The sequence below is a fragment of the Devosia sp. genome, from assembly GCF_036563435.1.
Taxonomy (GTDB): domain Bacteria; phylum Pseudomonadota; class Alphaproteobacteria; order Rhizobiales; family Devosiaceae; genus Devosia.
The window spans coordinates 1-12,987 of record NZ_DATCMJ010000002.1 but is presented as its reverse complement, the minus strand read 5'-3'; the positions used below and the strand labels follow the sequence as shown (position 1 = coordinate 12,987).

Here is a 12,987-nt window from a genome sequence, read left to right as displayed (position 1 = left end):
GGACGAGGCCGTCCCAGTCCTTGATCGTAACGAGGTCCCGCTCCCAACTGATCTCCCCGCGCGCTCTGAGTTTTTGCACGGCGCGGTTGGCGTGAACTGGCGTAATGGCCAGGCATTCGCCCACCGTTGCCTGCGACAAGGGAAGGTGGAAGCTGTGATCGTCAACGCGACCGATCTGCTGCAGGCGCAGGTAGAGCTCACATATCAGGTGCGCAAGGTGCTGGTGCGCTTGGTAACTTCCCATGCAAAACGTCCAGCGCCTATGAGTGCCCCCATCGACCAGTGTGTTGACCCACAAGAGGCGGGCAATCGCGGGATGCTGCTCCAACAGCCCCACCATCCGCTCGTGCGGAAACAAAGCCACCTGACAGGTCGTCAAAGCTACTATGCCATGGTCCATTGGCTTCATAAGCAGGCTATGAAGATCAACGAAATCCCCCGCCACATGCAGCGACGTTATCTGGCGGGTACCGTCCAGCTTTACATTGTACCTCGCCGCAAAGCCACTCAGAAGCAGCGTACTGTGAGAGGGAGACGTGCCTTCAGACACCAAGTCTGCGCCGGGCAGCACCTCGCGCTCGAGGCTCACCGACTGCTCAAGAAGCGTCTGCTCTGACGGAGAAACTGAGCCATAGTTTAGCAGGCGGGCTATCAGGAGCCTCACCACGTAAGGGTCGGAAGCCATGCTCTTTCTCCATTAGGGGCAAGAGCAATCAGCGTCTCCCAATCGTCTGCGCCCTAACTCGATGGCATCCGATGAGGTTGTGGTTATCACAACTAACGTGAACACGCACTATTCTGCATCAGTATGTCTAATCCATGTTATAGGTGTTTGGCGGTTCCGAAGTTTCCTCGGAAACAGTGGCGCCTTTTCCATTGGTACTCCGCATCAGGAGATTACCGCATGGCCCGTTTTTTCTTCCACGTTGTGGATGGACAATTTGTGCCCGACACGGTCGGGATCGAGTGCAGCACACAGGCACAGGTTAAAACCCAAGCGATCCGCATTGCGGGTGAGATGATCAAGGACCTAGGCTCGGAATTGTGGGACACAAGCCGCCTCGACCTTTTCGTCTGCGACGCGCAAAATAACACCCTTTTGAAACTCTCGTTCTGTGCTGAGGATGTTTCTGGTTCGCTTGGTAATCTGGTGCCCGCAGCGCAGGAAAATACATGATGCTCAAGGCAATACAGCTTCCTGAGGCAGTGGCGGCGCTGAACGCTGTCGTCACGGAAACAGACTTGATGCAGTGGCACGACGAGTGGATGAGCAGCTCCGAATATGTCGGAATGTCTGACGACAACGCTAAACTTCTGGAGGCGTCGTTCGAGGGGAAGGCGCAGCACTTCGCCGGTGTTGCGCAGTAGGCGAACGTCCCGGTCGTCCGACGGGTAGCAGCGGCAATTCAGCAGTTTGGCCACGGAAATTGGGCGGAGGCGCTTGGTCGCTACTGCTTGGGGTAAGCCATAGTTGATCCGCTCAGGGGATCATTCTCCACATCTGCACGTTCTATTTAGCGCCGCCCAGGAGCGCGGGACAATCATCCAATGACCGAAAAGATCGCCGTGCTCGTCGTTGAGGACGAAGCACTGATATTGATGGATATCGCAGACCAACTGAAAGCTGCTGGCTTCAAAGTCTACGAGGCAATGAACGCTGACGCGGCCATCAACCTGCTCAACGCTCACCTCGACATTCGCCTGATGTTCACTGACATCGACATGCCCGGCTCCATGGACGGATTGAAGCTGGCGGGGGCAGTTCGCGATCGCTGGCCACCTGTAAAGATCATCGTTACCTCTGGAGCGCGAATGATCGAGATCACGGATATACCGGACGGCAGCATGTTCTTCAGCAAGCCATACAATCACACCGCGGTTCTAAGCTCAATGCACGAGATGCTTGCCTGACTTAGCCGCTCAGCGAGGCGGCAGCTGCATTTCGGGCGGCCTCCCACTCGTCCCCAAGATCAGCACTGAGGCAGGGTACATGGCTCTTAGAACGTGAACGACGGCAACGGCAGCTTTCGGGATGGCTTGCCACGCACGCGAATGACTGAAAGGAGGTCGGCAGCGGACTGGCAGCGACGCGCCCCTTTTCTGCCGTTCAGGCAGGCATTTCGATTTCCTGTAACCGGTCGGTCCGGTAAGGGTCTCGCCAGCGTCGAAAAGGTGGTTAGCGGACTGGCAGCTTCTAGGCGCCCAGCACAGGCAAAACGGACCTTGACGGTAGCGAGAGGAAGTTAGGCAGACCTGTGGGCTCGTCTGTGCAGATAGTTTTAGATGGTGTCATCGGGTTCGGCAGGGCAGCCGGGCGAGATTCCCGCGGAAAGAACGCAGTGATCGATGGTTCGGGGCAGGCTAGGAGGCACACCGAGCGCGCCACCCAACTACGCGGTTGCCACTCATTTGGGCAGGCCGCCTTTTCCTTGTTCAATTGGCTCCTGACGTCGTAAGCAACGGTACAGGACATCCAGGGTACAGCTGAGGCGGCAATATGATCGACGACAAGCTCCAGACGATTTTCGACCAAGTGCTTCACCGAAATCATGGTGAACCTGAGTTCCACCAGGCGGTTCGGGAAGTTCTCGAGAGCTTGGGTCGCGTTGTAGCTAAGCGGCCGGACTATCTCGACCAGGCATTGATCGAGCGCATATGCGAGCCTGAGCGACAGATCATTTTCCGCGTACCGTGGGTGGACGACAAGGGGCAGGTTCAGATCAACCGCGGCTTCCGCGTGCAGTTCAACTCCGCCCTTGGACCCTACAAGGGCGGCATCCGTTTTCACCCCTCGGTCAATATTGGCATTATCAAGTTTCTTGGCTTCGAGCAGACGTTCAAGAATGCACTGACAGGCATGCCGATCGGCGGCGGGAAGGGAGGATCCGATTTTGATCCGCGTGGGCGCTCCGATGGGGAGGTGATGCGGTTCTGCCAATCGTTCATGACAGAACTGCACCGCCATATCGGCGAATACACCGATGTCCCGGCCGGCGACATTGGCGTAGGGGGCCGGGAGATCGGTTACATGTTCGGCCAGTACAAGCGCCTCACCAACCGCTATGAGGCGGGCGTGCTGACCGGTAAGGCCTTGTTCTACGGTGGCTCTCGGGCGCGCACTGAAGCAACTGGATATGGCAACACGTACTTCGTGCAGGCGATGCTTGCGACAAAAAAAGACAGTTTCGACGGCAAGAAGGTTGTCGTGTCCGGCTCAGGAAACGTGGCCATCTATAGCGTCGAAAAGGTCCAATCCTTCGGCGGCAAGGTGATCGCGGTTTCCGACAGCTCTGGATACATCGTTGACGAAGCCGGCATAGACCTTGAGCTTCTCAAGCAGATCAAGGAAGTGCGCCGCGGCCGCATCTCGGATTATCTTGATCTCAAAGGCGAAAGCCGCGGGGCATACTTCATCAAGGCAGGAGAGGGCTCGATCTGGGATGTTCCGTGTGATGTGGCCATGCCTTCAGCGACACAGAATGAGCTTACCGGACGGGACGCGAAGACGCTGGTCGGCAACAAGGTGATCGCGGTTGGCGAAGGCGCGAATATGCCCTCAACACCTGAAGCAGTGCGCCTCTTCCAAGAGGCCGGAGTGATGTTCGCACCAGGAAAGGCTGCCAATGCTGGTGGTGTTGCCACTTCGGCACTCGAAATGCAGCAAAACGCATCGCGAGACAGCTGGAGCTTCGAGCAGACTGAGGCACGACTGGCTGAGATCATGCGCACCATCCACGACAATTGTGCAAAGACCGCAGAGGAATACGGGGCTCCTGGTGACTATGTCCTTGGGGCGAACATCGCAGGCTTCGTGAGAGTGGCTGAGTCAATGCGTGCGTTGGGCGTGATCTGAAGGAAGAATACCAAACGTAAACGCCGCCGGATGTTTGGGAGACCGGCCATACTCTCTTTCTTGCGGAGACCTCGGATGAACCCCTTCTTCACCATCGGTCATTCGACTCGCTCGCTTGAGGATTTGATTATCCTGCTGCGACAGTCTGATATCCAGCTGCTCGTTGACGTTTGCACGATACCGCGATCACGTACCAATCTGCAGTTCAACATGGATAGGCTGGGGCAGACCCTTGAACCATACCAGATTGGCAACACCCATATTGCGGAACTGGGCGGACTGCGGGGGGCGGCAGAAGGAACTGAAAGCTTAAGCAGCGCTCTTTGGCGGAACACGAGCTTCAGGAACTATGCAGAGTATGCTCAATCACCAGCATTTCGCAGCGGCTTGCTGAAGCCGAAGGAGCTCGGCAAAACAAACACATGCGCGATAATGTTTGTGGAAGCCGTCTGGTGGCGCTGCCATCGTCGCAAAATCGCTGACTACCTAAGGGCCGCAGGACTTCCGGTATCCTATATCATGACGCTCGGCTCCGTGCTGGTAGCCACTACCACGCCCAGCGCTGTGCTTGACGAAGAAAGCGCTTTTACCTGAGCCTAAACAAGCCCAGAGCGACAGGATCAGCTGAGCGCCTCTGCCACCCTCCTTCAAAGAGGAAGAACCGCATCGCTGAACACGTGAAGAAGAAGTTTGCGTAAGCAGCATTTCCAGATCAGCAGCTAGCTGAACCATCGGTTGAGACACTGCTTTTCAACCACACTGAGCGCAAGCATCATCCAGCAGGGGCCGCGCAGCGTCTAGTCTTAATTGGGGTCGTCCGTTGCTTCGTTGATCCCGGGCTGCACGTTATCTGCCGGCAAGTCGGCGCGAGTGTCAGGACTTTGCACCTCCTTGCGCCTCACCGGTGCGGGATGGGAAGCGTTGTCCTTCTCGATCTGCGCCTTGTTCAAGTTGCCTCGATCCTGGTTCGATTCAATGCTCATGTGCACTGTCCCTCTATGTTCACGAGGTGCAGAACGTGTCACGTCGCTTTGTGATCCAACAGCTCACCAGTTGAACAACCTCTTTGATCCGCAGGCATGCTTGCGGATCTGCATTAGATGCTGCTTTTCAACCTCGGGTATAGACAGTTGGCGCCTTAGCTTCGTGTTGCAACAGAACGATCTGCACCAGGAAATTGCGCAAGGCTACCCAATATCCCGGTTGATAGCCGGGAACGTTGTCCAATCAACGGGATTGGTCTGTCAACAACGCGCACGTACGCTCCCGCACGATTGGCCCGAATACACTTGTACGCCAAGGCCAGTCCCTTTCTCGTTCTTTATTTCTAGGGATAGTCGCTTTGGTATTGGTCAAAGTGTCCACTTTCGTGCCACGGAGCATTGGTCGATGAAGGTCGTCATCGTCGGGGGCGGCTTCGCTGGCTTAGCGTGTGCACAAGGCCTTGGTGGATCAGAGCATCAGGTACTTGTGATAGATCGGCGCAACTACCACCTGTTTCAGCCGCTCCTCTATCAAGTCGCCACCGGGGCGCTGTCACCAGCGGATATAGCCGAACCGATCCGCAAGCTGCTTAAGCGGCATCGCAACATCTCAGTCATCATGGGGGACGTTGCAGGGGTTGAGACAACAGAGCGACAGGTTGTGATGGACGACGGAGCGCGGTACCCCTTCGACGTTCTTATCCTGGCAACAGGGTCGCAATATGCCTATTTCGGTAACGACCAATGGGCCGAATTTGCCCCAGGCTTGAAAACGATCGACAACGCGCGTGTACACCGCTCGCGGCTGCTCTCGGCTTTTGAGAAGGCAGAACGGAGCAACAACGCCGAGGAACGGGCCAAGCTTACGACCACTGTTGTCATTGGCGGTGGCCCGACAGGTGTGGAAATGGCTGGTGCCATTGCCGAACTCGGACGCTGGACCTTGGCTGGAGAGTTCCGCAACGTTGACCCATCCACTTCGCGCGTGATCCTGGTCGAAGGCAGCCCTAGCATTCTGGGACAGTTTCCCGAGGACCTGGTGCGCTATTCCCGCAAGGCGCTTGGCGACTTGGGAGTTGAGATCAGAACCCAGACACGGGTGCTCGGTATAAACAGCGATGGTGTTCAAACGAGCGAAGGCTTCATAGCCGCGGGCACTGTCGTCTGGGGCGCCGGTGTGACTGCCACGCCCGCAGCCAAATGGCTCGGCATAGAGACCGACCGCAGCAACCGCATCCCAGTGGACCAGACGCTGATGGTGAAGGGGCTGGAAGGTGTTTATGCACTCGGCGACATTGCTCTGTTTATGCAGGATGGGGTGCCACTCCCCGGTCTGGCTCAGGTCGCCAAGCAGCAAGGTGAATATCTTGGACACTTCCTGAGGGAACAGCCGTCAACCAGGCGGGCCGAGCCCTTCCGCTTCAAGAACAAAGGCAATACCGCGGTCATCGGCCGGCACGCCGCGATATTTGATTTCGGCCACTTTCACCTCAAAGGGCGCGTCGCGTGGTTCCTGTGGGCAATCGTACATGTCTACTTGCTTGTGAGTTTTGAGAAGCGCGCGCTCGTCAGCCTGCAGTGGTTGTGGCGCTACATCACCAAAGCGCGCGGTGTTCGCATAATCAGGTAGCGAAGGGGGAGCAGCACACCCGAAGAAGGCAATCCTAACCTTTGCTAGTGCTCAACACCTTCCGATGAGCGATCCTGAATGATAGGAGGCTAAGATGATGAGCAAGCCTGTTTCGTTGGCTCGAACCATCGACGCTGCAATCGAAAAGAACCTCATTGTCAGTGACAGCCGGTTCGCTCGCGTGCCAGTGCGCAAGGTAGCTCAGGCCGTGCTTATCCGCTCCGGCGCCTCCCAGGATGAGTTCCCGTTCATTCTGCGGCTCGTCGGAGAGAGAAGCATCCATCAGGGGCACACACTGGATTTTTCCTGACACGCTGCTTGCAATAATTGGACTTAGGCTCATGGGGTCGTGCGCCTGTCGCAGCTCCAACCTAAGTTGGGATTTGCAACGCAAGAGGTGCAGCGTCATTGCTGCCGCAGTGATAACTTTGCTGAGGGCTAGGCTACGGCGCAGGATCTTGGTGGGCTTTCCACCACTGTTCAGATCGGTGGGCATCCGCTCCACCCCATGTTGATCCCCCTGCCAATCGGCCTCCTTGCGGCGACTTTTGCCTGTGACTTGGCATTCTGGCGCGGCCAAAATCCATTCTGGGCATCGGCTGGCTTCTGTGCACTGACCGGTGCGATAATCACGGCAGCAGTGGCTGCGGTGGCCGGCTTCATGGACTTCTTCGGCAATAGCCGGATCCGGGCGATCAAAGATGCGTGGCGCCACATGTCCGGGAATATCGTAGCGGTAGTCCTGGCTCTTTTGAGCCTCTGGCTGCGGGCGAGCAATGGTGACGACATCATTGTCCCATGGGGCCTGCTGCTGTCGATCGCAATAGTTGCGTTGATCCTCTACACCGGCTGGAAGGGGGGTGAGCTCTCCTATCGCCACCGGGTCGGCATGCTCCCCCGATGATCGGACCTAGGTTTCGGCGCTTACAGGCTCTGACGCAGCTGAGGCTGGTCGCATCTACGACTGCGGCGTACCTTTTGGGGCGGCCGCGGCCAGCGAAACGAGCACTGCTGCGCTCGCTGCATGAAGAATAAGAGGCCATGCTGAGCTGGGACTGCCGAGAACCGAAACCAGGAAGATGTCGCCGGCGGGGATCAGCGCGCTGGCTGCAAGCAAGCGCCGGAGCGCCTGAATGGATACCGGAGCGATAGCAATGATGAAGGTCGAGAGCGCCAAGTCGCGAATTCCGAGCGCGCGTACATAGGCGTCCGGTGAAGCGCTGGGTATCCCAAAGAGAGCCGAAGCAGGCTCAGGTGCCAGCACGAAAAGCAAACCTAGAAGTGCAAATGCGCAAGCCAACATCATGGTCATCGCAGTCCAAAGTCGTTGAGGCATGACGGAGCCCTCTTAATTAGCGCAAGAAAGAAGGCAGGCGAGGCCGGAGATTTGCCCCATGGTTTATCGACCTTGTAGGGCCTGAGATCGGACGTGGTTGCCAGTTAATCGCACCGCACTCGAGGAATTAGCCAGTGTGCTTTCCTCAGGCATCAGGTCACCCGATGGGCAAACTTTCAATATAGCAGCTAGAACGTCCTCTTCTCTGTACGGCTTGTTCACCCAGGGAGCTTCCGGCAGCTCGGGCCTGGTGCACCGGTGTTGACCCGTCACATAGATGAAAGGGACTTGGCCGGCTGCCAATGTAAGCGCCACCTTGTGGCAGCACTCGTAGTCTAGGTTGACATCGAGGATGGCCAAGTCGATCAAGCCATCGAAAATCGTATTCAGGGCTGTGCTGGGGTCGCCGGAGCAAAACACACTATCGCATCCGCTGCGCCTCAGCAGGTCCTCCAAATCGTCCGCTACCAGATATTGATCCTCAAGAACGAGTGCGTGCTTGATGTGAGACAAAGACTGCATAACCAGAACCTCTTTCTGGTTTGCTCAACGCCTACAAACAGATACTGTGCGTCATCTATTTCCTGAGTTAAACGGGTCGCTTACGGGCTGTCTGGAACTAAGCGGCCAGCAAGTCGCCGATATCCAATCAAAAGAGCCATGAGCCAAAAGCTGATTAGCTAAAAAGTAAGCAGCCAAGGGACCATAGGTGGGAATTCCAGCTCCGAATGATCCGCATGGAGCCTCGAAGGCGCTCCTCCAGCGCCTTGCACCTGACCTGATCAGGCTTGGTGGTGGCAGTACCGGCGCCAGTGCAGCCGAGCTTTCTTTAAGCCGCGCGACCCGACATCGTGTCCGCTTTCAGGAATGGCTACAACTGCAGAGAACGGCTGCTAAGGGGTCGGTTCCTGACTTGTCACTTTTGGCGTGGCCGGACCGCTCCCGAGGAAACGCGAGCAAGAACCGGACCGAACAGCTCACCATGAATTTTGCTAAAGGTTAAGGTCGGACATCTTGGCCGGTGCTTAGCTTTTCCCCACGCTTCCACGTACCTTGCCGAATGCCCATGATCAACGTCACGCAGAAAGTCTTAAGCTACACCTGAGACGAGCACGCCCTTTCACACCAATGGGCCCAAGCTCACGTCTCCGTTCGCCAGGGCCGGTCTAGTAGGCAGGAGCCAAGTCGCAGAAGGGCGTGGCACTCAGTTCATTCAGAACAATCGGCGTCCACAGATGGGAAGCGGACAAACCGCTATTACTCGGCCGTTCCAACAAAGCGGACGTCACGGCCGCTAGAGACGGTGTTCCGCTTTGAATTGCAACACCGGGTCGGTCTCAAGTGGCGCCCTCACGCTGGATCATTATTTTCGATCGTGAGGCAGAAGGTGTTCTTGCACATAGCGCCGATCAGCTTTCACTGCTCCGCTGTTCCGCGATTAGATCGCCTACGCGCTTGCCAAAAGCATCACTGGCGAAGGGCTTGGTCATGACGTGCATGCCATGGTCCAGATGGCCGTGGTTGAGGACCGCATTTTCTGCGTAGCCGGTGATGAACAGCACCTGGAGATCGGGACGATGGACGCGGCTTGCATCGGCCAGCTGACGCCCGTTCATGCCACCCGGGAGCCCGACATCCGTCACGAGCAAGTCAATGCGTTGACTGGTTTGCAGGAGCTTCAAGGCACTCGGACCATCTTCAGCTTCAAGTACGCGGTAGCCGAGGTCCTCCAGCACTTCGACAGCGATCATCCGAACAAGCGGCTCGTCATCGACGACTAAGATGGTTTCATGCTCCGCTGCAGCAGGAGCAATGTCTTGCTTGTCACTTGCAGCATCGCTGCTGGTCGACCCGGTATGTCGCGGCAGGTAGATGCAGACCATCGTTCCCTTGCCGACTTCTGAATAGATTCGAACAGCGCCATTGGATTGGCCGGCGAAGCCATGAACCATGGAAAGACCAAGACCGGTGCCCTGCCCGATCGGTTTGGTCGTGAAGAAAGGATCGAACACGCGCTTCAAGACGTCTGGCGAAATGCCTGTGCCCGTGTCGCTGACGCACATGGATATGTACTGGCCTGCACGAACGCCCCGCTCTTTAGCTGCTCGGACATCCAGCCACCGGTTTGCTGTCTCGATTGTGAGCTTGCCGCCATCGGGCATCGCATCACGGGCGTTGATGCAAAGGTTGAGCAGCGCCGACTCCATTTGGCCCACATCGACAAAGGCGGTCCACAAGCCTCCAGCGAGTACCGCTTCTACCGCGATAGTGGGACCAACAGTTCTTGAAATCAGGTCCTGCATCCCGGAGACGACCTGGTTCAAATCGGCTGGTGTGGGATCCAGAGTCTGACGGCGGGAGAAGGCCAGGAGCCGCTGCGTCAGACCAGCTGCTCGCTTGGCAGCGCCCGCGGCTCCCGTCAGATAACGATCAAGATCCCCGACCCGTCCTTGCGCCAATCTGGTCTGCATTAGCTCCAGGCTTCCGCTGATACCAGCAAGAATATTGTTGAAATCATGGGCCAGACCACCCGTGAGCTGGCCAACAGCTTCCATTTTCTGTGCTTGGCGAAGCTGCTCCTCGATTTCCTGACGATCAGTGATGTCCCTGCCGATGGCATAGAATACGTTGCCCTCAGGAACAGCCGTCCAGGAAATGGTGCGATAGTCTCCATCGGCAGTCCGGAGCCGATCGACAAATTCCTGAGTGGTCTTGCCATCGTGCATGGCCTGAACAATCGCGACTGCAGCCGGCAGATCATCCGGGTGGATCAACTCTGAAAATGGCTTGGACAGAAGTGTCTCTTCATCGAAGCGCAAAATTCGCGTCCAAGCGGGATTGATGCCCTTCAACATTCCGTCGAAGCCGGCGACTGCGAGCAGATCATGACTGAGCGCCCATGTTCGGTCTCGTTCGGCAGTGCGCTGCGCTACCCGTTGCTCCAGCGTATCATTGAGCTTACGAAGTCCCGCTTCAGCCAGCTTACGGTCGTGAATGTCGACTGAGGATCCGAACCAGCGGAGTATCTGCCCAGTTTGAGGATCCCGGTGCGGCTCACCACGAACAAGGAACCAGCGATACTCGCCCTTGGCGGATAGGATGCGATGTTCCACCAAGAATGTGGATCCCGTTCGCAAGGCATCGGCAAACGCTACCGTTGTTGCGGCCTGATCATCTGGATGGATGTGGCTTTCCGCCACGGCATCGGCGGTGGGTGGAAGGGCCGGTTCGCCGACGTAATCAAACCACTGCTTGTTCATGAATTCGACGCGGCCTTCGGCATCGGTGATCCATATAATTTGGGGAACTGCATCGGCCATAAGCCGGAACTGCGCCTCACTGTCACGCAATGCAGCCTCAGCTCGGGCCCGCTCACCTGCATCCCAGATTCTGTTGGCAACCTCCTGAATCAAGGACACGTCCTCGGCCGACCATCGCCGAGCCTCGCGTGTGTTCACATAAAGAGAGGCCACGAACTTGCCTCCTCGAACTAGCGGTATTGAGACCACACCACGGGTATTGATAGCTGCCCAGACCGGGTCGGCATTGTTCGGGTCGGCCTGGATGTCATCCGCAACAACAACGATGCCCCTGCGCTGTTGGTCGATCCGCTCGGGACCAAAATCGTTCAGCAGGTAATCGTCAGTCAGCGGCTGCATGCCCTCGATCGTGTACGAGCCAGTTGTGCGAACAATGGCGTCATCGATGATCTCAGTGTAACCCACTCGATCAGCGGCCAGGTGCTGCCCCAGCATCTCAACAGCTGCCTGGATAATCGCTCGCGGTTCGACAAGACCGCGGAGACGCTCCTCAAAGTTTAGCCGAAAGGTCTGCCGGTGTTCATTGAGTACCCTGTCGGTGACGTCGATCCCATCGACGTAGATCCCGGCGACCTTGCCCTCTGCATCGGTCAGAGGCTGGTACACGAAGTCCACATAGCGCTCTTGGACCGGCCCCTGGGGTTTGGCCTGCACGGCGTATTTTGCGCTTGATGCGGCAAAAACCTCGTTCCTGGCGAAGACTTGGTCAAGCAGGTCGAGATAACCTTGAGCAACAGCATCTTCGAGGGTCTCAGCTACCGTCTTGCCGACAACATCGCGATGTCCCACCAGTTGTTGATAGGCAGGGTTTGTCATAACGAAGCGATGCTCGGGTCCCTCCAACAAGGCCCGGAAGCCAGGTGCCTGAGAGAACATCCGGTTCAGGCGATCACGTTCCGCAACCTGGCGCCTTTCGGTCAGCACTTGCTCGGTGATCTCCAAGCAGGCGCAGAAGAAACCAGCGATATTACCAGTTTCATCTCGCACCGGCGTGTAGGAGAACGAAAAATGGGTCTCCTCGGAATATCCCTTCCGCAACATCAAAAGTCTGATGTCGTCCATGTGCACTGGCGTGCCAGCGTAAGCCTGCTCAACTATGGGCAACAGATCGGCTCGGATCTCCTCCCAGACAACAAGGAAATCGCTTCCAAAGGCTCGTGGATGCTTGGATGCAAGGATCTCTGAATATGCATCATTGTAAAGGAGAGTACGTTCAGGGCCCCAGGCAACGAACATGGGCTGGTTGGACGCCAGCAGAAGTTCAACCAGCGTTTTGAGCGGCTGCGGCCAGGCCTCAGGAGCTCCTAAGGGAGAAGCCGACCAATCATAGTTGGAGATTAACGCACTGGCGCGCGGAACGCCGGATGTCTCCGTAGTCACATGTTTCTCCGGGGTGAGCTCTAGCGCAGGATGTTGACTTGCTGTTCACCGATTTAACGCGTTCCAAATTAAAAAATAGGGGACACCGCCCGTTACCCTCTACACTGGAAGCGCACTCGCAGGTTCTAGCCCAAGCAATTGGTGGCTAAACGTACTCGCTGCACCACCCCCTTCACGGTCATCGGCAGCACGCAACGGAGCGATGGCTTCGGGACCATAGCTGACGCGCCCCGTCCATCATGCCAGAGAATGGCTAGGAGCTTCGGTTACAAGCCGAGCAACGGCTTCTACGAGTTCGCTCATCGCGAAAGGCTTCAGCAGCATCAGGCTGTTGGGAACCCCTAGAGAGGACCAATCGCCACCCTTGTCGCCGCTGCAGTAGACAACCGGGATGTCAGGCCTTAGCTCCCGTGCCCGTTTTCCGACGTCCCAGCCGGACAGAGATCCGGGCATACGGATGTCGGTAACGACAGCTTCAAAGCTCT

General features: G+C 57.0%; 12 protein-coding genes and 1 pseudogene. 8 read left to right on the top strand and 5 right to left on the bottom strand.

The window, feature by feature from the left end:
* Positions 1-685: Crp/Fnr family transcriptional regulator (locus VIL88_RS02835; protein ID WP_331985749.1), on the bottom strand; the 685-nt coding region annotated here is incomplete at its 3' end.
* 219 nt (positions 686-904) lie between these two features.
* Between VIL88_RS02835 and VIL88_RS02830 the strand changes: the two genes are divergently transcribed.
* From VIL88_RS02830 to VIL88_RS02810, 5 genes are all read left to right on the top strand, one after another.
* The gene (locus VIL88_RS02830) at positions 905-1,177 is read left to right on the top strand and encodes a DUF6894 family protein (RefSeq protein ID WP_331985747.1); all 273 of its coding nucleotides are present in this window, start codon (positions 905-907) and stop codon (positions 1,175-1,177) included.
* Positions 1,174-1,368, top strand: coding sequence for a hypothetical protein (locus VIL88_RS02825; RefSeq protein WP_331985745.1), 195 nt, complete (start codon positions 1,174-1,176; stop codon positions 1,366-1,368). The genes VIL88_RS02830 and VIL88_RS02825 overlap by 4 nt, the downstream gene beginning before the upstream one ends.
* A 180-nt stretch (positions 1,369-1,548) precedes the next feature.
* On the top strand, positions 1,549-1,911 hold the full coding sequence (locus VIL88_RS02820) for a response regulator (protein ID WP_331985743.1): 363 nt from the start codon (positions 1,549-1,551) through the stop codon (positions 1,909-1,911).
* Between the two features lie 586 nt (positions 1,912-2,497).
* Positions 2,498-3,853 carry an NADP-specific glutamate dehydrogenase gene (gene gdhA, locus VIL88_RS02815; RefSeq protein WP_331985741.1) on the top strand — a complete coding sequence of 452 codons (1,356 nt, stop codon included), beginning with the start codon at positions 2,498-2,500 and terminating at the stop codon, positions 3,851-3,853.
* A 75-nt stretch (positions 3,854-3,928) separates the two neighbouring features.
* Entirely contained in the window at positions 3,929-4,447 is a 519-nt protein-coding gene (locus tag VIL88_RS02810; protein ID WP_331985739.1) for a DUF488 domain-containing protein, read from the top strand.
* Between the two features lie 209 nt (positions 4,448-4,656).
* Here VIL88_RS02810 and VIL88_RS02805 read toward each other — a convergent pair whose 3' ends face one another.
* Positions 4,657-4,836 carry a hypothetical protein gene (locus tag VIL88_RS02805; protein WP_331985737.1) on the bottom strand — a complete coding sequence of 60 codons (180 nt, stop codon included), beginning with the start codon at positions 4,834-4,836 and terminating at the stop codon, positions 4,657-4,659.
* Positions 4,837-5,242: 406 nt separating this feature from the next.
* On the opposite strand from VIL88_RS02805, the gene VIL88_RS02800 reads away from it, so the two are divergent.
* The 3 genes from VIL88_RS02800 (at position 5,243) to VIL88_RS02790 (ending at position 7,370) form a co-directional block, all read left to right on the top strand.
* Positions 5,243-6,466 (top strand): NAD(P)/FAD-dependent oxidoreductase, encoded by a 1,224-nt coding sequence (locus tag VIL88_RS02800; protein ID WP_331985735.1) that lies wholly within the window; start codon positions 5,243-5,245, stop codon positions 6,464-6,466.
* A 94-nt stretch (positions 6,467-6,560) separates the two neighbouring features.
* On the top strand, positions 6,561-6,776 hold the full coding sequence (locus VIL88_RS02795; RefSeq protein WP_331985733.1) for a hypothetical protein: 216 nt from the start codon (positions 6,561-6,563) through the stop codon (positions 6,774-6,776).
* Positions 6,777-6,950: 174 nt separating this feature from the next.
* Positions 6,951-7,370 carry a DUF2231 domain-containing protein gene (locus VIL88_RS02790; RefSeq protein WP_331985751.1) on the top strand — a complete coding sequence of 140 codons (420 nt, stop codon included), beginning with the start codon at positions 6,951-6,953 and terminating at the stop codon, positions 7,368-7,370.
* A gap of 54 nt (positions 7,371-7,424) precedes the next feature.
* Here the strand turns inward: VIL88_RS02790 and VIL88_RS02785 are convergent, their stop codons facing one another.
* From VIL88_RS02785 to VIL88_RS02775, 3 genes and pseudogenes are all read right to left on the bottom strand, one after another.
* Complete coding sequence (locus tag VIL88_RS02785) at positions 7,425-7,778, bottom strand: DUF4267 domain-containing protein (protein ID WP_331985731.1); 354 nt, start codon at positions 7,776-7,778, stop codon at positions 7,425-7,427.
* Between the two features lie 1,433 nt (positions 7,779-9,211).
* A complete protein-coding gene (locus tag VIL88_RS02780) occupies positions 9,212-12,502 on the bottom strand; it encodes a PAS domain-containing protein (RefSeq protein ID WP_331985729.1) in 3,291 nt (1,096 codons plus the stop codon).
* Positions 12,503-12,739: 237 nt separating this feature from the next.
* A pseudogene (locus VIL88_RS02775) lies at positions 12,740-12,987 on the bottom strand (response regulator); the annotation flags it as partial.

Bases quoted from the DNA above. Each gene is read 5' to 3' on its own strand.
- VIL88_RS02830 (WP_331985747.1), top strand. From the start codon at position 905: ATGGCCCGTTTTTTCTTCCACGTTGTGGATGGACAATTTGTGCCCGAC.
- VIL88_RS02825 (WP_331985745.1), top strand. From the start codon at position 1,174: ATGATGCTCAAGGCAATACAGCTTCCTGAGGCAGTGGCGGCGCTGAAC.
- VIL88_RS02820 (WP_331985743.1), top strand. From the start codon at position 1,549: ATGACCGAAAAGATCGCCGTGCTCGTCGTTGAGGACGAAGCACTGATA.
- gdhA (WP_331985741.1), top strand. From the start codon at position 2,498: ATGATCGACGACAAGCTCCAGACGATTTTCGACCAAGTGCTTCACCGA.
- VIL88_RS02810 (WP_331985739.1), top strand. From the start codon at position 3,929: ATGAACCCCTTCTTCACCATCGGTCATTCGACTCGCTCGCTTGAGGAT.
- VIL88_RS02805 (WP_331985737.1), bottom strand. From the start codon at position 4,836: ATGAGCATTGAATCGAACCAGGATCGAGGCAACTTGAACAAGGCGCAG.
- VIL88_RS02800 (WP_331985735.1), top strand. From the start codon at position 5,243: ATGAAGGTCGTCATCGTCGGGGGCGGCTTCGCTGGCTTAGCGTGTGCA.
- VIL88_RS02795 (WP_331985733.1), top strand. From the start codon at position 6,561: ATGATGAGCAAGCCTGTTTCGTTGGCTCGAACCATCGACGCTGCAATC.
- VIL88_RS02785 (WP_331985731.1), bottom strand. From the start codon at position 7,778: ATGACCATGATGTTGGCTTGCGCATTTGCACTTCTAGGTTTGCTTTTC.